Annotated in this window: 13 protein-coding genes; 5 read left to right on the top strand and 8 right to left on the bottom strand. The window is 59.6% G+C overall.

The annotated features are described in order from the left end of the window. The first annotated feature begins 5 nt into the window (after window positions 1-5). From CA85_RS09855 to CA85_RS09840, 4 genes are all read left to right on the top strand, one after another. Window positions 6-1337 carry a tetratricopeptide repeat protein gene (locus CA85_RS09855; RefSeq protein WP_146391442.1) on the top strand — a complete coding sequence of 444 codons (1332 nt, stop codon included), beginning with the start codon at window positions 6-8 and terminating at the stop codon, window positions 1335-1337. Next, the gene (locus CA85_RS09850; RefSeq protein WP_146391169.1) at window positions 1337-3400 is read left to right on the top strand and encodes a prenyltransferase/squalene oxidase repeat-containing protein; all 2064 of its coding nucleotides are present in this window, start codon (window positions 1337-1339) and stop codon (window positions 3398-3400) included. Before CA85_RS09855 ends, CA85_RS09850 begins: the two co-directional genes overlap by 1 nt. 133 nt (window positions 3401-3533) lie before the next feature. After that, window positions 3534-5375, top strand: a complete 1842-nt coding sequence (locus CA85_RS09845; RefSeq protein WP_146391441.1) for a polyprenyl synthetase family protein — start codon at window positions 3534-3536, stop codon at window positions 5373-5375. Between the two features lie 27 nt (window positions 5376-5402). Then, window positions 5403-6026, top strand: a complete 624-nt coding sequence (locus tag CA85_RS09840; RefSeq protein WP_146391168.1) for a hypothetical protein — start codon at window positions 5403-5405, stop codon at window positions 6024-6026. Between the two features lie 84 nt (window positions 6027-6110). Here the strand turns inward: CA85_RS09840 and CA85_RS09835 are convergent, their stop codons facing one another. The 6 genes from CA85_RS09835 to CA85_RS09810 all read right to left on the bottom strand — a co-directional run bounded on the left by CA85_RS09835 (window position 6111) and on the right by CA85_RS09810 (window position 14564). Then, a complete protein-coding gene (locus CA85_RS09835; RefSeq protein WP_186774846.1) occupies window positions 6111-6956 on the bottom strand; it encodes an Lpg1974 family pore-forming outer membrane protein in 846 nt (281 codons plus the stop codon). Window positions 6957-7535: 579 nt separating this feature from the next. Beyond that, the gene (locus CA85_RS09830) at window positions 7536-8558 is read right to left on the bottom strand and encodes an AAA family ATPase (RefSeq protein ID WP_146391166.1); all 1023 of its coding nucleotides are present in this window, start codon (window positions 8556-8558) and stop codon (window positions 7536-7538) included. 53 nt (window positions 8559-8611) lie between these two features. Beyond that, entirely contained in the window at window positions 8612-9421 is an 810-nt protein-coding gene (locus CA85_RS09825; protein ID WP_146391165.1) for an SDR family NAD(P)-dependent oxidoreductase, read from the bottom strand. A 407-nt stretch (window positions 9422-9828) separates the two neighbouring features. After that, window positions 9829-10860: a biotin synthase BioB gene (bioB, locus tag CA85_RS09820; RefSeq protein ID WP_146391164.1), complete on the bottom strand. Its 1032-nt coding sequence runs from the start codon at window positions 10858-10860 to the stop codon at window positions 9829-9831. Between the two features lie 618 nt (window positions 10861-11478). Then, on the bottom strand, window positions 11479-13515 hold the full coding sequence (locus CA85_RS24830; RefSeq protein WP_186774845.1) for a protocadherin: 2037 nt from the start codon (window positions 13513-13515) through the stop codon (window positions 11479-11481). A gap of 62 nt (window positions 13516-13577) precedes the next feature. Next, window positions 13578-14564 carry a YybH family protein gene (locus CA85_RS09810; protein WP_146391163.1) on the bottom strand — a complete coding sequence of 329 codons (987 nt, stop codon included), beginning with the start codon at window positions 14562-14564 and terminating at the stop codon, window positions 13578-13580. A gap of 251 nt (window positions 14565-14815) precedes the next feature. On the opposite strand from CA85_RS09810, the gene CA85_RS09805 reads away from it, so the two are divergent. After that, window positions 14816-17074: a serine/threonine protein kinase gene (locus CA85_RS09805; protein WP_146391440.1), complete on the top strand. Its 2259-nt coding sequence runs from the start codon at window positions 14816-14818 to the stop codon at window positions 17072-17074. 72 nt (window positions 17075-17146) lie between these two features. Here CA85_RS09805 and CA85_RS09800 read toward each other — a convergent pair whose 3' ends face one another. Next, window positions 17147-19972 (bottom strand): ATP-binding protein, encoded by a 2826-nt coding sequence (locus CA85_RS09800; RefSeq protein ID WP_146391162.1) that lies wholly within the window; start codon window positions 19970-19972, stop codon window positions 17147-17149. Window positions 19973-19990: 18 nt separating this feature from the next. After that, window positions 19991-23119, bottom strand: a complete 3129-nt coding sequence (locus CA85_RS09795) for a RecQ family ATP-dependent DNA helicase (RefSeq protein ID WP_146391161.1) — start codon at window positions 23117-23119, stop codon at window positions 19991-19993. Window positions 23120-23392: the final 273 nt, after the last annotated feature.

Below are 23392 nucleotides of genomic sequence, written 5' to 3'. Positions count from 1 at the left end.
CGACCATGGATGATTTTGAGATCGATACCGATGACCTCGATGAGCCGGGCGATGTAACGCTCGCTGGTGAGGAGGATGTGTTGCCAGCGGACGAGCTTTCCGGGGAGGCGGCCATTCGTGGGCGGCGGGTGACCATCGCGGGGCGGCTCGGCGGCATGAGTCGCCGCGAAGCCACCAACCTGCTGCGTTCTTATGGAGCGGTCGTGGTCGAATCGGATTCCGCTGCCGTGGACTGGATCGTGATCGGCGCCGAAGAGTCACCGCTAGCCGAAGCGGAATTGATCGAGGCAGCGACTCGTCGCCGGGGACTGCCCAGCCAATCGCAGATTTTGCATGAAACCGAACTCTGGCAGCGACTCGGTCTGGTCGATAGCGAGCACTCGATCCGCAAACTTCATACGCCCGCGATGTTGGCTCATCTGCTCGGCGTTTCGGTGCGAGTGATCCGGCGATGGCACCGGCGTGGCTTGATCAAACCGGTCCGCACGCTACACCGGTTGCCCTATTTCGATTTTCAAGAGGTGGCCACCGCGAGGCGATTGGCAGCTTGGGTGGCCTCGGGTGCCAGCCCCGAGGCGATCGAGCGGCGGTTGCTGCAGTTGATTGAGATCGTTCCCGATCTCCGCCGACCTTTGGATCAACTCTCAATCTTGGTCGAGGGCAAGCATGTGCTGCTGCGGCAGGGGGAGGGATTGATCGAGCCGGGAGGGCAGTTGCGTTTCGATTTTGATCATCTCGGCGAGACCACCGACGACGCTGATTCGCACCACATCGATGCAGATCCGACGGTTTCGATTCGTTTTCCAGGAACTGCCGATGACGACTCGCTGGCTTTCCCGCCAGCGGATTCGTCGCGAATCCATGACGAGGGTGACGATGAGTTGTTGATGTCGGCATACACGGCCGAAGACGATGGTGACCTCGAGTACGCTGTCGATTGCTATCACGCGTTGCTGGCTCGGGATGGTAGCCGCGCCGAGTGGCACTTTCAGATTGGTGAACTGCTCTACCGCATGGGAGAAATAACGGCGGCGCGAGAGCGATACTATGCTGCGATTGAAGTTGACCCGGATTTCGTCGAGGCGCGTTCGAGCCTCGCCGGTGTGTTGGCCGAGACAAACCAACTCGACCTCGCCGTAGCCGCGTATCAGGGAACCCTGGCCTTGCACGATGACTACGCCGACGTGCAGTACGACCTAGCGCGGCTGCTCGATCAGCTCGATCGACCGAGCGAAGCTGAGCCGCACTGGCGGCGGTTCCTCGAACTCGCCCCCGGAAGCCCCTGGGCCGATGAGGCTCTCGGACGCTTGGAGTCGAGCGAAAGTGAAACACCGTGATGGACCGTACCGAATTTCAGGCACGTGTGCGGCAAACTCTTGACCAACTGCGACGCGAATTGATCGCTGATCGAGGAGGCGCCCCTCATTGGACGGGCCGGCTATCCGCATCCGCCTTGAGCACGGCAACGGCGATCAGTGCATTGAGTGTTGCCTGCCGTAGTAGGGGGGCCGCGACGTCGGGGGAACCTTGCGGTAGCGATCGTGTCGCACCGCGGGCGGAGCCTGAGGGCGACATTTCGCCGTCGCTCGATACTGCGCCGCAAGACAACGATCGCTATCTGATGCTGGTTCGGCGTGGTTGCGAATGGTTGCTCGGCCAACAGAATGCTGACGGAGGTTTCGGTGATACCGATTTGAGCCATTCCAACATCGCGACGAGCTACTTGGTGCTGGCGGCTCGGACACTGGCAGCCGACCTGTTGGAAGACTTGGCGGCGGATCCGCGGTTGTCGGCCTCGCAGGAGTCGCTACGAGCCTATCTTGAAACGGCGGGCGGCATTCCAGCCCTCCGCGAGCGATATGGAACGGACAAGACGTTTGTTGTGCCGATCCTGAACAATCTCGCAGTCGCCGGTTTGGTGCCGTGGTCCGATGTGGCGGCTCTCCCCTTTGAAGCGGCGGTGTTCCCCCAATCGATGTACCGATTTTTGGGGATGCCCGTGGTCAGTTACGCGGTGCCAGCCCTCGTTGCGATTGGGCAAGCCAAGTTCTGTCGTTCCGGCTGCCTTCCCCCTTGGTCCTGGGTACGGCGATCGGCGATCGAGCCATCGCTGAAAGTACTCGAGAAGATGCAGCCCGGGAGTGGCGGCTACTTGGAAGCAACGCCACTGACTGCCTTCGTGGTGATGTCTCTCGTCGATACGCTGAGCACGTCACCACAGCCCAACGGGGCCCGCGACCGAATCATTGAGCAAGGCCTGCGTTTTCTGCAAGAATCGGTCGACGAGGAGGGCAGCTGGCCAATCGACACCAACCTCGCCACCTGGGTGACCTCGCTGTCGGTGGCCGCACTCGCCAGTGATCCGGCCGACCAGCGGGATTGGTCGAGCGACGCGATGATCGATTGGCTGCTGTCCTGCCAACACACTCGCCGCCATCCCTTCACGGGCGCGGATCCCGGCGGCTGGGGGTGGACCGACCTATCGGGAGCGGTCCCTGATGCCGACGACACTCCCGGTGCGATCGTGGCACTTGGCAAACTTCGAGATGTTGCCGGCGCGCAGCGATTGGCGCGCATTGATGCGGCCTGTGCGGACGCCAAGGAGTGGTTGCTCGGTCTCCAGAACCGCGACGGCGGCTGGCCAACTTTCTGTCGCGGGTGGGGCAAGCTGCCGTTTGATCGCAGCAGCACAGATCTAACCGCTCATGCGCTTCGCGCCATGGCGACCATGCCGACCTGCCCCCGCAGCGAGACGGCCACGCGGAAGGGATTGAGATTTCTGCGTGCCGCTCAGCAGCCCGATGGGTCTTGGTTGCCGCTCTGGTTTGGCAACCAAGATCGGCCGGCCGAGGACAATCCGGTCTACGGAACCGCCAAGGTGCTCGTTGACGCGCCCGCGGAACTGGGGGTGGATTGCATTAGCCAGGGGATCGCTTACCTGCTCGGTAGCCAGAATGCTGACGGTGGCTGGGGCGGGGGCGACTCGGTCGCCCGGCTGCACCATGCCGGCGGACTGCGCTCTTCGGGCGGGCCGCCCAATGGGGGCGGCGAGAGGGGGGGTGTCACCACCAGTACGGTCGAGGAAACTGCTCTGGCGATCGAGTCTTTAGCCAGTTTGTGGGGTTCCATCAGCGGGCCCGAATTCTCAGAAAGCAGCGGATTTGCGTCTCAATCCCCTTCCCTGACTGCGTCGACCCGAGACGCTATACTGGCAGGCTCCGAATGGCTGGTTCGAGCCGTTGCCGCTGAGCAGCATCGAATCGCGTGGCCGATCGGTTTTTATTTTGCCAAATTGTGGTATCACGAACGCCTGTACCCCCTGATTTTCACCACCGCTGCGCTCGGCCGTGTTGCCACGTTGCCATTTGTTAGCGGTGCCGACCACGACGACACTCCCTAGGGTAATCATTTTGTCGACTGGACATCCCACCACTCGCAGCGATGCGCAGCGAAACGATCCGTCTCGCAGCAATTCTTCGCGTCGTCAGCGCCGCAATACGAGCCAATTGAAGGACGTTCCCGATACCCTCGCGATGCGGGAGAGCTTGCGCGATCGCTGTCGCGAGGTCGCCGATCGGCTCGATCGTGATCATCCTTTGACCAAGGATGAGATGGAGCAGGTCGCTCGCCAGATGCTCGTCGAAGCCGATCTGCCGGAGGGCTTTTTGGGCTGGACGATGGTCAACATTAGCAGCGCGTTCTGGCGACACCAACTTTCCTCAGTACCGCCTGAGCGACGGCTGTTTCTATTGCCGCACTGCCTGAAGCACGCCGAGGGCTGCCCCGCCGATTACGACCAGTTCGGCATGAACTGCAAACAGTGTGGTGCCTGCAGCATCGCGGACTTTCGCAGCATTGCCGAGGAGATGGGTTACCGGGTGCTTGTCGCCGAAGGCTCGCCGGTGGTGATGAAGATCATCGTGGGTGGGTACGTCGATGCCGTTGTCGGCGTGGCCTGCTTGAACGTGCTCGAGAAAGCGATCGATAAAGTTCTCTTGGCGGGCATACCCTGCATGGCTGTGCCGTTGCTATCGAGCGATTGCCGCAATACGAAGGTCGACGAGCCCTGGGTCGAGGAGATGATCCGCACGCCTTACGTACCCGCCAAAGCTAAGACCCGCAGTTACGTGCATTTGATGCGAGCGGCTGGCCAGTTGTTTTCTCGCGATACGCTGCATCGACTCGCACCACCGCTGCGTGGATTGGGGTTGGCAGATCCCAAGGATCACGCCACCGACCGTCCTGCGTCGATCTCACAGGATGCGGGCGTGGATGGTGCCGTGCAGCGACTTCAGGGTTCGGCGCCGGATCACGCCGCCGACGCGATCACTCCCGGCCAGCTCGCAGGTGTCGATCCGATCGCCGCGACCGAGGCCATTGCTTATGACTTCTTGGCGCGGGGCGGCAAGCACTCGCGTCCGTTCATCACCTTGGCCGCCTACGACGCGGCCACGGGGGGCGAAGCGACTTGCAGTGATGGTGAAATTAAAGCAAGTGAAGTACCCGATGCTGTGCGGCGGGCGGCACTGAGTATTGAGACGTTTCACAAAGCCAGCCTCGTGCACGATGACATCGAGGATGACGACGCCTACCGGTACGGCCAACCCGCCGTCCATCATCGCTTCGGGATCGCATCGGCGATCAACGTCGGTGATTACCTGATCGGCCTGGGGTATCGCTTGCTCAGCCGCGACATGGTCGGGGACCAAGTGGACCCCGCGACACGGGTGGACTTGCTCGATTCCCTCGCCGCCGCCCACGTCCGTTTGTCCGAGGGCCAGGGAGCTGAGTTGTTGTGGCGAGATGCCAAAGACCGACGACTGCAACCAATCGATGCGCTGAAAATCTATGCGTTGAAAACATCGCCTGCGTTCGAGGCCGCTCTCTACAGTGGCGTGCGGATTGCCGGAGACGCCTCTGAGCTCGTCGAACCCATCCGCCGGTTTTCACGCAATCTTGGTGTCGCCTTCCAGATCATCAATGACCTCAATGACTGGATCGGAGATGACTCCAATAAACTCACCGCCGGAGCGGACGTGATCGCGGGCCGGCCGACGTTGCTGTGGGCGTTGGCTCTACAGCATCTCGATGAAGCGGACCAGGAAACACTGTTGGGTCTCGCCACGGATGAATGTGACATGAGCGTTCGCGAGCGATTGCGGACGGCCGAGTCGCTGTACCGCAAAGCCGGTGTGTTTGACTTGTCGCTGCAATTGGTGGATAAGCACCAAGCCCGTGCTGAGCAGGTTGCCGATGAGTTGGAGAGCGAACCGCTTCGTCGGCTATTCTACTTTCTTGTCGACACGGTGCTCGAACGTCCTGAGATGCCCACCCCTGCCACGGTCACCTTGTCAGCAGCGATGCCGGTTGCCTGACAAGCCCCACCTCACCCGGACCGCCTCATGCTCACCCCATCCGATCCGCCGCTGCGCCGCCAAATTGACATCGAATCGCTGATCTCGCAGTTCTATAGCGATTCCGATACCCTCGCGACATTCGAAGAAGTCGCCATGTGCCCGCCCCCCTTTGATCAACTGCTCGATCACAACAGCCACATGACTGTGACTGTCGAAGCGTTTCACGGGGAGAAAGTCGATGTGGTGGTGCATCGTAGTTGCAATCATCTACGCGACGGTCGGACGATCTGGCAAGACGACCCCGCCCTGCAAGGAGAAGGCCGCCGTTTGATTGCCGAGCAGACTGCTTCCTACTCTCGCGAGATTACCCTCGTGACCCACGCGGCGAGGAAGATCGTCCAGTACGGCCTCGTGCGGCTCGACCCATCGACGATCGGCCAAGAAGTCTGGATGGAGATTGCTGGCGAGGGCATCCCACTGGGCCGCGCGCTGATCAACCACAACGTCCTCCGCTCGGTCGAGCTCGACCGACTCTGGAGGATCACCCCCAATCAAACTCTTGCTTCCTTCCTGGGTACCGCCCCCAACGAAGTCATCTACGGCCGCACCGCATTGATCCGCTGCAACGACCAGCCCGCTATCGAATTGGTCGAGATCGTCCGAGAGTAACCAAGTCTCGTCGTTGAATTAACCAAGGACGTTTCCGGTGGTATTCGCTTGCAATCAATCCACCGGGTGTTTTCCGTCAGGCGACTAGAATCGCATTTCAGCACGGGCATTGAAGCCGTCGAAGGTGATCGCTTGGCTCATGTCGGCGAAGTGATTGTTGTCGTCACGAACGCCGTCGATCCAGTCCGCGGTCGTGACGCTGTTGAACCAACCACTGACGGAGTATCCAGCTGAGAGGCGACAGTTCTCCGTCGCCTGCCAGCCAGCCCCAACCTCCAGATCGAGAATCGTTACTAAGCGTGCGGCATTGAAGTCCGAGGACGACACATAGGCACCGTCGCGAGTATTCAAGTAGCTCGCGTCAAACTCACCGGCGAGGAAGCTGGCGTTAGCTTTTCCGTAGCCGTACAGACCATGCCCGACGTGATGTTCAGCATCGAGTCCCAGGCGAAGGCCAGCCCCGTCGAAATCGATATCGGACGATACAGCGTCAACGATTCCAACGGGCTGATAGATCGCACCAATCTCTTGTTCCATGTGTGCGTAGCGGGCTCCAATGAGCATGTTGATGGCACTGCAATCACCGCCACGCAGTAGGAAGCGGTAATCGAGGTCGAAGACATGGAAATCCAGTGCCGTATTCCCCGATGCTGTCAGGGCGTCCGACGCCGCATTGAACGCGCCGGGGTGAATCAATAATTTGCTCAAGGCCGTCCCCGAGACCTGGTCATCGTTCTCACTGATGAATCCCGTGTAAGTCGCGACAATGCTGTGACAACTATCGAAGGCTTTTGTCAAACCGATACGGTAGCCAAAATCAAATTCGCTATGGAGCGTGCCGACGCTGCCGGCCGGTACCGTTCCATTGACGGGAGCTGCGTAGGCGGTATCGGTATTGCGAGCACGCCATAGCAGAACCTCGCCGAACACTCCCGACCGATGCACCCACGGCGGAGGGCAACAATTGGCGTCTGGTGTCGAACAGGATGTGCCCGCTCCTATGGTCACGTTATCCTGCGATGGAAACTGGTCACTCACCAACGCAACCCGGCCAGTCGATTTGTCCGATGGGAAGAAGGAGAATTGGGGAGGCGCGGCGGTGTTCGAACTAACAGTGGATCCAGGCTGAAGATCGGTAACCGGCCCCCGACTGGAAGCCGATGAAACAGGAGACGCAGTGAGGCTCTGGTTAGACGACGCGTTCGTTGGATCGTCGGCAAAGGCGGATGGACCGAAGATCAATAGAGCGCTGGCAGAGAGCCAGCGACGAAGGCAAAGAGACATCATTCCATCCTTACGATGTGGGCTGGGTAGACGATCCACCGTTGGACCCGTGCTACTTCATTTTCGACGCGTTTGGGGGGGACGCGCCAGCAAACCTTAAGGCATCAGAATGGCTATCAATACCCACAAGGTTTAACAGGCAGTTGATCGGCCCTCAGATCAACCGAGCAGTCTCAACACCAATGCCAAACGCGATGTCGTAGCGTCTTGGAGAGTCGCGGCGGTTCAGGAGCGAGGGACTTCGATACCACGCATCATGGCCCGTAGTTCTTCGTCGACTTCCTTGCCTTCGATCTCCGCTTCCGCCGTCAACTGAACGCGGTGACGGAGGACTGGCAGGGCGATGCGGGTAACGTCGTCGGGGACGGCGAAGTCGCGGGCTGAAAATGCCGCCAGCGTTCGGGCGGCTTGCATCAGCGAAATGCCCGCTCGCGGCGAGGCACCGATATGGAAACCGGGCCAGTCGCGGGTCGCTCGAACCAGTGTGCTGATGTAGGTCACCAGGCTATCTTCGATCCGCACCCGACCGCATGTTTGGATGGTTTGATTCACCATGTCCGGATCCGTGACACGGTTGACCTCTTCTTCCAACCGCTTGTTGAAATCCACTTGCTGCGAATGCAGTTTTAGGATTTCGGTCTCCTCCTCCGCGGTTGGATAGTCGACGTTCAATTTGAACATGAACCGATCCAACTGAGCTTCGGGCAAGTTATAGGTGCCTTCGCTCTCGAGCGGGTTCTGGGTGGCCAGGACCAGGAATGGGCGAGGGACGGCATGCGTCACACCATCGATCGTGACGCTGTATTCTTGCATGATCTCCAACAACGCCGCATGCGTCTTCGCTGGCGAACGGTTGATCTCATCGGCCAACAACAACTGCGTGAAGACGGGACCAGGGCGAAAGCGAAACTCGCTTTTTTGCATGTCAAAGACAGGTGCTCCTGTGATATCCGAGGGCATCAAGTCAGCCGTGAACTGAACGCGTCCGAACTCGCAGCCTAAAATTCGCCCGAGCGTGCGGACGAACAACGTTTTGCCGAGCCCCGGTACCGATTCGATCAAGACATGCCCGCCCGCGAAGAGGGCCGTTAATGTCCCGAGCACGAGTTCATCTTGGCCGACATAGAGTTTCGCGACCTCCGCTTGGATTCGCTCAAACAGTTCTCCAACGGCAGCGAATTCGGGGTCGACCACGGGGCCCTCGCCGGGTGCGGGCGGCAAGACGGGCGGCAGGGACGAATCACTCAACGGTACAACTCAGACAAGCGGAAAGTTCAACAGGCAGCAAAAATGATAACCGATCACCCCGTGTTGCGTCCGACTTGGAGATCATCGGGAGCGAAAATTTGCCGTCCGCCGTCGACGGGGAGGCAGACGCCGGTAATGAAGGTGCTCTGACAGAGAAACGCGACTGCCGTGGCGACATCGGCGGGCTCTCCAATTCTCCCCGCCAAGGTGCTGGCGACCAGTCGCTGGCGGGTTTCCTCATCGACGTCGTCCGCTAACATCACGGGCCCCGGCTGTACGCAGTTCACCCGCACACCGCCATGGCGACTGCCCAGCTCCACAGCGAGCGAACGGGTCATCGTCTCGATCGCCCCTTTGCTAGGGAAATACGCCGCGTGATCCGCATAGGGACGCTGCGTCGCCCAATCGCCCATATTGACAATCGAACCACCGCGTGGCTGCGTCAACATGATCCGCCCAGCAGCACGAGCGCACAGCAGCGAGGCGACTGAGTTGACTTGGAAGTATCGTCGGATCTCATCACCGGTGATCGCGTCGAGCGAAGTCGGTGCCCAGATCGCAGCGCTATTGACGAGAATATCTAAGCGGCCGAAGTGCTGCGCGGTTTCTTCCACAATGCGGTCACAGGTTTCGTCCTGCTCGAGTGAGCCGGCGACAACGATCGCATCCCTTTGGAATTGTCTCGGCCAGTGGCGAGCCGCCTCGGTTGCCTCGGCTGAACTGGAGTTTGCATGCAACGCGACATGGCATCCCAATCGCGACAACTCTTCGGCGATGGCCCGGCCGACACGCGGTGCACCGCTGCCGGTGACAAGTGCCACCGGGGCATCGCAATCGAACGTCAGCTGCAGAGGTGTCGTCATGATCTCTCCCAACATGGATCAAAGTAGCCAGACGGCTCCGCCCGTCAGAGCTCAAACCAACCTACTCTTCTCGCGACGGTCGGAGCCGTCGGTCGACAAAGTAGCCAGACGGCTCCGCCCGTCTGAGCTCAAGCCAACCTACCTTTCTCGCGACGGTCGGAGCCGTCGGTCGACAAAGTAGCCAGACGGCTCCGCCCGTCTGAGCTCGAACCAACCTACCCATCTCGCGACGGTCGGAGCCGTCGGTCGACAAAGTAGCCAGACGGCTCCGCCCGTCTGAGCTCAAACCAACCTACCCATCTCGCGACGGTCGGTGCCATCGGTCGACAAAGTAGCCAGACTGCTCCGCCCGTCTGAGCTCGAACCAACCTACCCATCTCGCGACGGTCGGAGCCGTCGGTCGACTATCATCCGCTGACTTCTTCACACGACCCGGTGATTTCAAATCCGAGGTCGGTGATCATGTCATAGTCGGCTTGGGGAGCCTGACCCTGGGTCGTCAAGTAATCGCCAACGAACAAGCTATTGGCGACGTACAATCCCATCGGCTGGAGCGAACGCAGGTGCAGTTCCCGCCCGCCGGCGATACGCAGTTCTTTGTCGGGCGCGACGAAGCGGAACATCGCCAGCGCCTTCAGAGCGTCTTGGGGTGACAGTGAGTCGGTGCCTTCGAGCGGTGTGCCATCGATCGCATTGAGAATATTGACGGGAATCGATTCCACTTCCAACTCAGCGAGGTCAAAGGCCATCGAGACGATATCCGCTCGCGATTCGCCCATACCGATGATCCCGCCGCTGCACATCTCCATCCCGGCGTCACGGACGTTGCGAAGCGTTTGAACGCGGTCAGCGTAGGTGTGCGTGGTGCAAATTTTCGCGTAATGCATCTCGCTCGAATTTAGGTTGTGGTTGACTCGGTCGACCCCGCAGGCCTTGAGTCGCTGGGCCTGATCAGCAGTCAACAACCCCAGGCACGCACAGATATCCAGGTCGTACTTTTGCTTGATCTCCGGCACGATCGTTTCGACCGCAACCATCTCACGCTCGTTAGGACCTCGTGCGCTGATGACGAGACAATAGGTCTTCGCCCCCCGCTCGGCAGCCACACCGGCGGCGGCCATCAGGTCATCCCGCTTGAGGATGTTGTACTTGGGCACAGGGGCCTCGGAGACCTTCGACTGACTGCAATAATGGCAATCCTCTGGGCACAATCCGCTCTTGGCGTTCATCAGAAAGTAGAGCTGGACCGAGTTGGCAAAGTAGTGGTGGCGGATGCGGTATCCAGCGGCCAGGATCGCAGGCAGATCGAGATCGGACGCCTCGACGATCGACAGCGCCTGTTCACGCGAGATCGGCCGCCCCTCGAGCACTTGGGATGCCATCGCGTCGAAGGTGCCTGCAGGCGAGAATGAAGTTGGAGCAGCAGTGGCGACACTCATCGGTTTTGCCCCTCAGGGAACACGCGAACGGAATAGCAAAATCTGGCAAAATCGAAGCGATCAAGCCAGCTCAAAACGGTCGCATATCGTGGCCTTTTGCGGCCCGATCGGCAAGAGGGGCCAACGCCGACCGACGGCTTGCTCCGTCACGTGACCGTTGGGGTCAATCGGAGTCCAGTTAAAACGGAGCACCAGTTTAAACAGAGCCAACCCGGAAGGGGCGTGATTCACAACGGGGCAAAGCCCCAAAGATTGTGCGAACGTTAAGTTGCTTACTGGCAAGCGTCCACAGGACTTCACCCGCCCCCAACAAAGGAGGCTGCTGAAATAGTCGGTGCCCCAGGTTTCTCTCCCGCCATACAAGCCCGAAACGCTAGCGAGCGGAGTCAGGTAAACCCTCGCTTGCGCGTCGGGGGTTGATTCAGCAGTCTCCGAAGTTCGGGGAGGGGGGATTACGCTGGTTTGGGAGATCCCGTTGCGTTTTCGGCCCCCCCGGAAGACTCGCGAAAGGCTCGTCTTCGGACCCTCCCAGCTTCGCCGGGCGGGTGAAGAAATCGCCGGGAGGGTGAAGGAGGTCATTCATTGGCAACTGCACGGCCTCTTCGATGAGACGAGCTTCTAGCTGACATCCGCATTGGACTCTTCGTCCGTCTCGGCGTCCTCATTGTGCAGACGCACCAGAAGCCACTGTTCGGTTTTATCGGGACCGATATGTACCAGCGCGGGGGCTTCGTCCTTGGTGAGGTTGTAGAGTCCCGTTTCGATCAGGTTGGTATCTTTATCGCCGACGGTGAACGCTACTCGCTGAGTGTCCTTGTCGACGGAACCTTGCACCACCATCGTCTTTTCGGTTTTCGTATCGGTATAGTTGCCACGAATGACTCCGGATTTGTTGACGGCGAGTTGGATGGTGACATCGGAGGTCGCGTCGTCCGCATTTTCGCTGTCGACTTTGGTTAAGGCGAAAACACCCAGGGGTAACCAATCGCCGTCATCGGGTGCATCGGCTTCCACACCAACCTGCGCGAGATCGCTCGCTTGCTGATAGTATTCCTGGCAGGTTCCTACGTTGTCACCGTCAACATAGACATCGCCCTCGTTGTAGACGACGTTGTTGCCGTAGTCGTAGTAGACCGGTGTGGTCCATGCGTAGGGCAGCCAGGCGCCGACGGAGAACCAGGTCGCCGACCGCCAGATCGCCCCGGCGGTCCACCCTGCAGCAAACCAGGCCCCGGGGTGGTTTGTGTACCAACCGCGGCCGTAGACATCCCAGTGGTTGTAGTGGTTGCGGACGGCAACGGCGCTGGTGTAACGTCCCGAGGGGGTCACTCTTGCGAATCCTGCGGCGGCACCACCGGGTCCGACAGCAATACCGCGAGCTGCTGCACCGCCGGCCGGTCCACGAGCGACCCCGCCGGCAGCTGCACGTCCACCGGGTCCGACAGCCGCCCCGCGAGCAGCGGCACCACCACCGGGGCCCCGTGCGGCGCCGCCTGCAGCGACTCCGCCATTGGGGCCAACGACGGCTCCGCGGGCGGCTTCGCCACCACCGGGGCCCCGTGCGGCGCCGCCTGCGGCGACTCCGCCATTGGGACCAACGACGGCTCCGCGGGCGGTTCCACTGCCGTCTCGATCGCGATTCATCGTGCCCGCCGCAGCGCCACCATTTCTACCCACTGCCGCTCCGCTGGCCGATCCACCTCCAGCAGGTCCGCGGGAAGCGGTGCCTGCGGCCGCGCCGCCGTCGGGGCCGACGGCCGCACCTCGAGCCGAAGCGCCTCCCGCAGGTCCGCGAGACGCAGTGCCTGCGGCCATGCCTCCATCGGGACCTTTGACGGATCCCGAAGCGGTTCCTGCGCCACGCGAGCCTTCGCTGCCGCGAACGCGGGCGACCGCGCCTTCGCCACCGACGCCTACCGCAGTTCCCTTGGTATTGCCGCGGGGGCCAGTGACAGAAATCCCAGCCGCTTTGCCGCCATTATCGCCACTGATCGAGCCGTGGTTGACGTCAAAATGATCACCACTGAGCCCACCTCGATTGCGGGAGCTGCCGCCGCCTCCGAGCCCTCCCATCCCAGCATCGGAGGGAAGCCCCAAGAAACCATCGAGTTGGCTGCGACTCGGAGTGGAAAAGCGGTTGTGTGCCGCTCCGCCACTCAGGCCGCCTCCGCGTCCGCTCAACCCGCCTCCGCCGAGGTTATGACCGCCGCCGCTGAGTCCACCACCGCCCAGGTTATGGCTTCCTCCGCTCAGCCCGCCGCCGAGGTTGTGGCTTCCCCCGCTGAGTCCGCTACGGCTGAGTCCACTACCACTGAACCCGCCGCTTCCGAAGTTGTGGTTGCCACCGGACAAACCACCACCGCTGAAACTGTGACTGCCGCCGCTGAATCCGCCGCCACCAAAGTTGTGGCTGCCACCGCCGCTGAATCCACCGCCGCTAAAACCGCCGCCGCCAAAGCTATGCCCGCCGCCACTGAAACCACCGCCACTGAAACCACCGCCACCCATGCTGCGGCCTCCGCCGCCGAAGCTGCGTCCGCCTCCGCCGCCAAAACTCCGGCCACCACCGCCGAAGCCGCGGCCCCAGCAATCACTCAAAGGCAAGAAAAGAACCAAGGTAATCGCGAGAACGCTTTGAAATTTTTTGACAGGCATGAGACTGGGCCTCTGATCGTGAGATTTTTTGGAAGAGAGTGGGTAGCGTGGCGGCGAATGAATCATTTTTCGGTGGGCTTGCGTTTGATCACCACTTCATCGGTGTCCGGCACCGCGACGCCACCAACGGTCCGTTGAATCGATTGCCAAACGTAGGCGTTCTCATCGAGGCGGCTAAGCCGATTCAGGGATGTCGTCGGTGTCCCGTCTCCGGTGGCACCTCGGGTCTCGGCAATCCAGCCCGTTGCTGTGATCGACCACACCCCCATGGCATGGCCGCCATCGGGACTAAACATCCACGATTGAATGCGGTTATCCACAGGGTTCCAACCGATCAATTGCAGCCCGGAGGACTGCGATCCATCGACCTGTGTGGTTGTGTAGGTGCGGGCAACGAAATGCCCGCCAGCGACCCATCGGCAGACCGAGTGCAACTGAATGCCGTGTTCTTCGGCAACCCAATCCCCGATCAGGAATTCCAGGTCATCTGTACTTTCTCGCGTGGCTGCTGCGTCAACCCAAACATCACGGACCGAAGCCATTCGCCACTGACCATCGTCCTGCGTGTGCACGGCTGTGTACTTACTGATCCCAGCGGCACCGCCGGGCGGGGGCGAGACCAAGGCGCGGCCATCTTCAATGACCAGCCCTTCACCGACCTGCCGCAGCGAATCGATCACAACCTGAATCTTTGTTTCCGGGTGATCTGCGAAAAACTGAGCATAGGCCTGCTCGATAGCTTCGCGGCCCTGAACGGCAGTGCCCAAATGACTGATGTACTCTGCGTTCTCGGTCCACAACGCCGCGACCGCCTCGGCGTCGTGTTGATTGAAGGCCGCCACGAAGGCTTGGGACTGGGCCTGAACAGCAGACAGCTCCGGCGCCAGCGCCGCGGGCTGCTGTGTCGCTGTCTCAGCCGTTTCTGCATCAGCTACTGTTTCTGAATCAGTTACTGGGGGCTGACCCGCTTGATCTTGCCCCCAGGCAGGCGGGGGGATCAAAAGCAGGAAACTGAGCAGGGTCAAACATCGCATAGGGTGTACACTCATCGTTGTCTACGTCTCGGCTTGAATGCTTCCGTGCAATGAAAATGGGCTGGCGTTTGGAAACCGGGCACTCCCAATCGCATCCTGTTAGGCGAGATTGATTTAGGAAGGCAGATCCGGTTTCTATGCCTATCATATGCTGGCAGCTTGCTGCTGTGAACTAAAAACCGGTTCAAAATGGGGGCGTGAACTCAGGCCAGCAATTATGCTGAGCATCGACTGGGCCGTTCTCTGATTCCTCCACCGTGGCACCTATGAATCCGCTGCATCTTTTTCGCCGCTCCGGGCGAGCCAAAGCACATCCGCAAGCGCATATGACCTGGGCTTCCCGGAGCATGTCGCAAACGGTTGCCCGCACGGGGCTGTTTCTCAAGCGACAGTTGTGGATTTGGCCGATCGTGGCAGTCGTTTTACTGGCGACGATCGGGTACTTCGTGCAGCGCGCGATCGAGTCAACCATTAAAGGCAACGTGCACGCTGGACTGCTGAGCTTCGTCAATATGGAAACGGAGATGCTTCAGAAGTGGTTCGCGGTCCAGGAATCGACGGCCCAGTCGCTCGCCAATGACGAAACCGTCCGCGAGTCAGTTGCCACGATCCTGGCTCATGAGAGTCGGGATCCTCCTGCAGACGATTCGCTTCTCGTCACGCCCGTGGAAGCCCGCCGCGACCTCACCGATGAACTCTCGCCTGCCTTGGCGGCCCACCGTTATCCAGGGTTCTTATTAATTGATAAGTCCCATCGTGTGATCGCATCGTCTCACACGGCCATCGTGGGAGAAAAGGAAATCCCCGAATACGAAACCATGACAGAACGGGTGATCCAAGGGGAAGCATTCGTGTCGCCTCCGTTTCCCAGCGTGGTGATGATGAAGGACTCCGATGGCCGCTCTCGCATGGGCGTGCCCACCATGTATGCCTGCGCTCCTGTCCGCAACGAGTCCTTTCAAGTGGTCGCCGCCCTCTGTCTGCAGATACGCCCCGAGCTCGAGTTCACTCAGATCCTGGAGCTAGGCCAAGTCGCCAACTCAGGAGAGACGTATGCCTTCAATGCCGATGGGTTGATGATCAGCAACAGCCGGTTTGACGAGGCATTGATCCTGCTCGGCTTGTTGCCCGATCAACCCGGTTCACGATCGATGCTGCAACTGACGGTTCGCGATCCAGGGGGCGACATGACCACGGGATACCGTCCGGGGGTTCGCCGCGCTCAATTGCCGCTGACCGTGATGGCGTCCGATGCGATTGAAGGGAATGCGAATATCAACGTGGATGGTTACCGCAACTATCGGGGTGTTTCCGTGATCGGGGCATGGCGGTGGATGCCGAAATACCATATCGGCGTGGCGACTGAAATCGATTCGGCCCATGCCTTTCGGCCGCTGGTGATTCTGAAACGGGCATTTTGGTTCATCTATGGATTATTGATTCTCAGTGCGATCGCGATCTTCGTTTTCACGCTGGTCGTCGCCCGTTTGCAACGCCTTTCGCGCGAGGCCGTTATCGAAGCCCAACAGCTCGGGCAATACACCCTCGACGATAAGATCGGCGAGGGCGGAATGGGAGTCGTCTACAAGGGCCATCATTCGATGCTTCGACGTCCAACAGCGATCAAGTTGCTGCACGCCGAGAAAGTCAACGAGTCCTCGATTGCTCGTTTTGAACAGGAGGTTCAGATCACGTGCCAGCTCAATCATGCCAATACGATTGCCATCTATGACTACGGGCGGACACCCGAAGGCGTTTTCTACTACGCGATGGAATATCTCGATGGCATCGACCTGCAAGATCTCGTCAGCGACTATGGGCCACAATCTGAAGAGCGGGTGATTCATATCCTATTGCAGGTTTGTGGCTCGCTCTACGAAGCTCACTCGCAAGGCCTGGTTCATCGCGATATCAAACCCGCCAACGTGATGCTGAATCGTCGTGGCTGCGAACCCGACGTGGTTAAGGTTCTTGATTTTGGCTTGGTCCGAGCAGTGGATTCGTCGAGCGATCCGCAACAAAAGAAAGATAGCTCGCTCGCCGGGACGCCGCTTTATATGTCGCCGGAATCGATTCAGGCACCGAATTCGGTCGATGCCCGCTCGGACATCTATGCGGTCGGTGCCATCGGTTATTTCCTGTTGACCGGGAGCCCCGTATTCGAGGCTGATAATCTCGCCCAGCTCTGTCACAAGCACATTGATGAACTACCGGTTGCTCCGTCCCAGCGTGGTGGCTCCCAGGTCTCGAGCCAATTGGAAGACGCCCTGATGTGTTGTTTAGAGAAATCGCGGGCAAAGCGGCCACAAACTGCTCGTGATCTTTCGCTCTTGCTCGCCGCCTGCCCCGCAGCCGGAAAATGGTCTATCGCACACGGTGACCGTTGGTGGGGTCGGCACGAACGTGGGTCGCAGCCGGAGGTCTCCGATCCGCCCCCGACTGCTACCGGGGCCCCCGCCAAAGCCAGCGTCAATCTAGAGCAAACGATTGACCGAAGTGCTTTCGACCAAACGATGGATGAATAATTCGAGCATCCCGGCGTTGGATCCGGCAAGACGATCCGGCACCACGATCCGGCACCACGATCCGGCGGCCGGCTAGGTTTTCTTTGCGAATGCACGTAGCTCTTCAGCGACGTGCTCGGCGGCGGGCTCCAGTTGGGAGAACTGCTCGCGGGCCCTGGGGAAGTCATCCTCCCGGGCAGCCTCTTCGATAACGGCCAGTGGGTCGATGACGGAGGTCGCGGCAAATAAGCTTGCTGCCCCCTTGAGCGCGTGCGCCGCCCGTCCCATCGCCTCCACATTCTGATTGGCGATCGCAGTACGAATTTCCTCTGTCCGTGTGCCGCATTCCGTCGCCAGCACGGTGGCGAGTTCGGCTAACACTGTATCGGCGCAGCCGCCCATCTGTTTTCGGGCGGCCTCGATATCAATCGCCGCGTCAATGCCATGACCAGTGGACGATTCTGCAGTGTCAGACTCGCCATTCTCAGCTGTGTCCTCACTCGTCGAAACAGCGTTCAGGCTGTTAGCATCGGTGTGTCGGGCGAGAGCGGCGGCCAGCGCCTCGGGGTCGATCGGTTTGCTGACGTAATCATCCATGCCCGCCTCCATGCACTTTTCGCGGTCTCCCTTCATGGCAGCCGCCGTCATGGCGATGATCGGGATCCGCTCGCCGCTGGTTTGCTCTTCGCGGCGAATCAACTGGGTTGCCTCGGTTCCATCCATCACAGGCATCTGCCAATCCATCATGATCACGTCAAAACTGGCACCGCGCCAGGCTTCGACGGCGAGCTGCCCATTCTCGGCGATCTGAACCCGATGCCCCAGCCGTTTGAGCAATCCCGAGGCGACGCGTTGATTGATGAGATTGTCTTCGACGAGGAGAACCTGAAGTGGTCGTTGGTGACGATTGACTCGATCGCTCGGTAAGGTAGGCGTCCCATCCCATTGGCTCGACGTTCCATGACGATTCGGAAGTGGTGCGTCGGTCTTACCAAGACGCACACGGAAGTGAAACGTCGTGCCGACTCCCACCTCGCTATCGACCCAGATTTTGCCGTCCATCAACTCAACGAGCTGGGTCGAGATCGCCAGCCCCAATCCCGTCCCCCCGTACTTGCGAGTGGTGGACGCATCGACTTGTGAAAAGGACTCGAACACTTTTGCCAACTTCTCTTCCGGAATCCCAATGCCAGTGTCGCGGACGGAGAAATGCAGCCCGACGTCCTCGTCGGTTTGATCGTCCAGCTCGACCGCAATGACGACTTCCCCCTCGTCGGTGAACTTCATCGCATTGCCACATAGGTTGATGATGATCTGCCGCAGTCGTCCGGGATCACCGAGCAACCGGTAAGGAACCGCAGGGGCGATCTGGCAGGACATTTCAAGGCCTTGGTCGGCGGCACGCACACGGAGGGAACTCGCGGTGGTTTCGACACACTCCCGTAAATCGAAGGGAATGATCTCGAGCTCCATCTTGCCAGCCTCGATTTTCGAAAAATCAAGAATGTCGTTGATCAATCGCAGCAGCGAGTCGGCCGAACCACGAACCATGCCCAGGTACTCGCGTTGCTCGGGGGCCAATGTCGTATCGGCGAGTAGTTCGCTCATGCCGATGATGCCGTTCATGGGCGTGCGGATCTCATGGCTCATGTTCGCCAAGAAGGCGCTCTTGGCAGCGTTGGCCTCGCGAGCCTCATCCCGTGCGGCAACGAGTTCCGCCTGCGATTGCTGCAGCTGTTCACTCATCAGGTTGAAGTGCGTGGCGAGTGTGGTGATCTCATCGTGGCCCCGATCCACGACGCGTGTATCGAGGTCCCCGTCTGCCAGTGCCACCGTCGCCCGGGTCAGCGAGCTGATACGGTGCGAGAAAGACCACGCGATCAAGCCACCGGTAACGGCAGCCATCAATGTGGCGATCAAGGAAATCCAACGCAGCCGTGATCGCAATTCAGTGACCGCGGCAAACGCGAGTGACTCCTGAGTTTCATTGACGAGCAGCCAACCGAGCCCTCCAAAATCCCCGTAGCCTTGGCTCTTGGCAATCGCAACGAGATAGGTCTCCTGGGAGTCAGGATTGGTAAAGTAAATCGTAGCGTAGGGTGATGCGGCATGGAGCTGTTGCTCGTTGAGATAATGCACGTTGCCGCTCTCGGGGGTTATCGCATGGTTGCTGACATGGATGACACCGCCTTCCTGGTCGAGCAACAACAATCGCTCGCCCACCCCCGACCGATCGGCACGCCGGTCGATCACGCTGAATACCTCTCGGATGTTCAAGACCGATTTGACGACACCGAGCACATCGCCGGCGCTATCATCGACCCGCAAAGCGATGTCGATCGAATAGATGCCAGCACTCTCATCGAACATCACATCACTGATCGCAACACCATGTTGCATCGCATCGTTCCACCACGATTCGTCGTTTTGCCGGTAGTCCGATGTACGTCCCGTCTGTGCTGCGTTGGCGCCATATCGATTGGTGAAAAATACTTCACCGAAGACTTCGTAGGTACTGCTTTCGTTCAGTTTTCCAACGAGCGATCTCAGGTCTCGAGATAAGTGATTGTTGGTTAATGAATCCATCAAATCGTTGGATTGGTCAGCGGGCGTCTGTTGCCACAAACGATCTCGTTCGTCGATCGTCGACTGCACATCGTCGATCTCTGCAAATTCTCGATTGGACTCCGCCAGCGTTTGGTGGACCAGCTTGCTTCGATTGTAGGCGGCGCACTGCGTGGCGCGGGTTTGGACAATCCGATCGATTTCGTCCATCACCGCTTCGGCGCGGATCAAGGAGGTCTTCTCAATGGCCGCCCGTAGGCTTTCCTGTCCCACACTCGCGGCATAGTTCCCCACGCTCCAAATCAATACCGCTGGCAGGAGAGTTGCCAGTAGTAGTTTGTAGATAATTCGCACGATGGAGACCTTCGTTGTTTACCCTAGCGCCCGGCGCAGTTTCTCAATGCGTTGGGGTGACCCACCCCAATCCGCGTCCACGCTGTGACCTGCTCGCGCCGCAGCGACGAGATGGGCTAGTAATCCCTCGACACTGACCCCTCGAATCTCGCTGATCTGATCAATCGTGTAGCCGTCGCGACACAATCGCCACGTCCAATAGTCGGTTCGCCAAGAATCTTGATCGGCGGGGATCGCTTCGTCGACACGCAAAACCTGGTCGTCTACCGCGGGTTCGGGCGTCGGTGCGACTTGGTCGGCCGAATCGCTGCTGCGAGACGATTCGTGTTGCGATAGCGTCGTCGCAATCAGGTCCAACAGATCATGCCCATACGTGTCGATAAACTCGTTGCCAATCCCAGGCACCTGTTCCAGTTCCGTGGCGTTGGCGGGATGGCTCTCGGCGAGTCGTTGGATCGTGGAACCGGTGAGGATTTGGTGGGGTGCCAAGCCCAGTGCCGCAGCCCGTTTGCGGCGAAACCGCTTGATCCGGTCGGTGAGCTCTCGGGTCAAACCTTGATCGTCCTCTGCGCTCGGAGCCGTGCTGCTTGTCTTCTCATCCGACGAGCGGAGTCGTCGGTCGACTGTTTTTTCATCCGACGAGCGGAGTGGTCGGTCGACTATTTTTTCATCCGACGAGCGGAGTCGTCGGTCGACTATTTTTTCATCCGACGAACGGAGTCGTCGGTCGACATTTGTTTCGTCTGACGAGTGGGGGCGTTGGTCGGCACTTGTTTCATCCGACGAGCGGGGGCGGTGGTCGGTTGTTTTCTCATCTGACGAGTGGCTGCGTTGGTCGACTGTGTTCGGTGTCTCGTCGCCTTCGACATCTCCGGACTCGATCTTCGCGGACACCTTTGCGACCTTTTTGGCCACCCGGTGCTTTAACTGAAAAGCTGCTGGCAAGGGATCGGTACAGTTCATGATTCGCCGCCCCATGTCGGTCATGTGAACGGTGGGGCGTCGTTCGCTAATCTCCTTCTGCTCGAGCAGGCCTGCCCCAAGCAGTGAGTCCATTACGTCGGCGACATCGGTTTGGGTCAAACCTCGGAGCATTCCGTAGGTGCTCAACCGATCCAACCGCAGCTGCGTGACACGTTTGTTTTTAGACCCCACCAGCATCTGAGCGATCAAGTTCTTGCCGAGTCGACCATGCGTCCGCACGACACCCGACAGGACGACTCGGATGCCCGTGAGCAGGGAACGCTCATCGATATCGGGATGAGCGATTGCGGCCGGGACTGCGCCGCCCGCTGCGATGGCGTCGGCTGTCGTCAGACTGCCGTTCCAATCACCACTGCGAATCAGCTTGCCGCCGACTGGGTCGCATCGATCGCACCGGGTGCAATCGGCCGCGTTGGGGTCACCGAAGTAATCGAGGATCACGCGTTGACGACAGGACGCAGCTCGAGCAAACCCGATCACGGCTTCGAGCTTCTCGTATTCAGCCGCCTTTCGCCGATCGAGTTCGTCGAAATCAATGTTCAGTTCAGCAAACGGCAGATCGCGACGAGTGATGTGCACGGCGCGACCACGAAAGGGGGGGACGTAGTCAAACGCTCTCAGTTTTGTCAGCTCACGCAGCTGCGTGGCGAGTTTCGTACGGTCCATGTCGGCGAGTTTCGCCAGCGTATCGGGGCGAACATAGACGTCTTCTCCCCGCCGCCGCCCGATGACTTTCTCCACGGCCGTCATCACACGGCGTTTGATTTTCGCTTCGCGGGGTAGGAAATCGAGCATTGTCGCGGCATCGCTGTCGATTCGCACCACGGCTTGGTTGGAACCCGCGTCGAGTCGTTTGAGCACGCCCGCACGTGCCAGCAGTGTTTCGGCAGTGCTCACCGCCTCGGTCCCATCGCGGACATCGATCGCCGTACGAACTTGGTCGAGAGTCAATTCGATCGGGTCTTCATCGCAGGAGAGCAGGTACTCGTAAACTTTCTTGACCGTCGCGCGGGAAGGGTAACGGTTCTCGATAAAAAACTCTTGAATCTGCCGATCGAAATAGGCGAACAGCAAAAGACAATCACTCATCTCGCCGTCGCGGCCGGCCCGCCCTGCTTCCTGGTAGTAGGCTTCGAGCGACCCGGGCATATTGAAATGCACGACAAAGCGAATGTCAGACTTATCGATCCCCATCCCGAAGGCATTGGTGGCGACGATCGCTGAGAGATCGCCTTTCATGAACGCCTCCTGCACGCGGCGACGTTCGTCGGGGTGCAGACCCGCGTGGTAGACACCGACCTTGCGACCTGTTTTCTCAGGCAGCCATTCGGCAATCTCTTCGCAGCGTTTGCGTGTCGCGGCATAAATGATTCCCGTCCCATCGCGGCCCCGGAGGTATTTCTCGAGTGTCGCCCGTTTGGCTGCGTCGTTATTGCAAGACTCGACAGCGAAGCGGAGGTTGGTTCGAGCGAATCCGGTGACAAAAACCCGTGGCTCCTTCAGCTTCAACAGCTCGCTGATGTCATCACGCACCGTCGGCGTGGCAGTCGCGGTGAGTGCAATCGTCTGCACACCGCCGAGATAGCGATCGCGGAAACCGCCCAGACGCGAGTAATCAGGACGAAAGTCGTGCCCCCACTCGCTCACGCAGTGTGCCTCGTCTACCGCGAGCAAGGTGATGTCCGCCTTCGCGACCGCATCGAGGAAACGCCCGTTACGCAGACGCTCGGGCGCCACGTAGATCATGTCGAGTTCGCCCCGAGCCATGGCCTCCATGACCGATTCCTGCTGCCCTTGGGACAGTGAACTGTTGATCAGTTTCGCGTGGATGCCTCGCCTCACCAACGTATCGACCTGGTCTTTCATCAATGCAATCAGGGGCGAAACCACGATCGTGGTCCCCTCACGGGCGAGCGCAGGCAGTTGATAACAGAGGCTTTTCCCACCACCGGTCGGCATCACGCACAAGCAATCCTCTCCCGCCGCCAAGGCGTCGACAACGCCGCGTTGTCCAGGTCGAAACGACTGCAGACCAAAATTCGGCAATAGCGATTCAGGATCGTTTGTTTGGAGGCGTACCTTCCTCGATCGGGCTGTCGATGACACCGAATCGGCAGCCACCGGTGACGTGGAGGAGAGCGAGGAACTCGCGGGCGGTGTCATCCGGATACGCCTGAATGCGAAAAGAATAGAAACAAAAGGAGTCATCGGCGGTTTCGAACCCGCCGGGTGAGTGAGCCAATCCAGCAGCCTAGGAAATTATAGCAAATCAATGCACCCCAGCGCGAAGAAACACCGCATCTGCTCACCAAATCGTGGTATGCTGGGTGGTCTCGCCCAGTGCCTTTGCGGCGTTTCAAGACACCTTCCAGGCCTTCCATGTGCCATTCAAGACCGCTCTCTGCTTGCTCGATCGGAGCGACTTGGCTCCTGATC

Origin of the sequence: Allorhodopirellula solitaria (assembly GCF_007859855.1) — a bacterium.
Taxonomy (GTDB): Bacteria; Planctomycetota; Planctomycetia; order Pirellulales; family Pirellulaceae; genus Rhodopirellula; species Rhodopirellula solitaria.
Note: the sequence above shows the minus strand (reverse complement) of the source record. Positions and strands in the feature narration are given on the sequence as shown.

What these genes read in the sequence shown, in the direction of transcription:
- CA85_RS09855 (WP_146391442.1), top strand. Translation starts at nt 6, where the DNA reads ATGGATGATTTTGAGATCGATACCGATGACCTCGATGAGCCGGGCGAT.
- CA85_RS09850 (WP_146391169.1), top strand. Translation starts at nt 1,337, where the DNA reads ATGGACCGTACCGAATTTCAGGCACGTGTGCGGCAAACTCTTGACCAA.
- CA85_RS09845 (WP_146391441.1), top strand. Translation starts at nt 3,534, where the DNA reads ATGCGGGAGAGCTTGCGCGATCGCTGTCGCGAGGTCGCCGATCGGCTC.
- CA85_RS09840 (WP_146391168.1), top strand. Translation starts at nt 5,403, where the DNA reads ATGCTCACCCCATCCGATCCGCCGCTGCGCCGCCAAATTGACATCGAA.
- CA85_RS09825 (WP_146391165.1), bottom strand. Translation starts at nt 9,421, where the DNA reads ATGACGACACCTCTGCAGCTGACGTTCGATTGCGATGCCCCGGTGGCA.
- bioB (WP_146391164.1), bottom strand. Translation starts at nt 10,860, where the DNA reads ATGAGTGTCGCCACTGCTGCTCCAACTTCATTCTCGCCTGCAGGCACC.
- CA85_RS24830 (WP_186774845.1), bottom strand. Translation starts at nt 13,515, where the DNA reads ATGCCTGTCAAAAAATTTCAAAGCGTTCTCGCGATTACCTTGGTTCTT.
- CA85_RS09810 (WP_146391163.1), bottom strand. Translation starts at nt 14,564, where the DNA reads ATGAGTGTACACCCTATGCGATGTTTGACCCTGCTCAGTTTCCTGCTT.
- CA85_RS09805 (WP_146391440.1), top strand. Translation starts at nt 14,816, where the DNA reads ATGAATCCGCTGCATCTTTTTCGCCGCTCCGGGCGAGCCAAAGCACAT.
- CA85_RS09795 (WP_146391161.1), bottom strand. Translation starts at nt 23,119, where the DNA reads ATGACACCGCCCGCGAGTTCCTCGCTCTCCTCCACGTCACCGGTGGCT.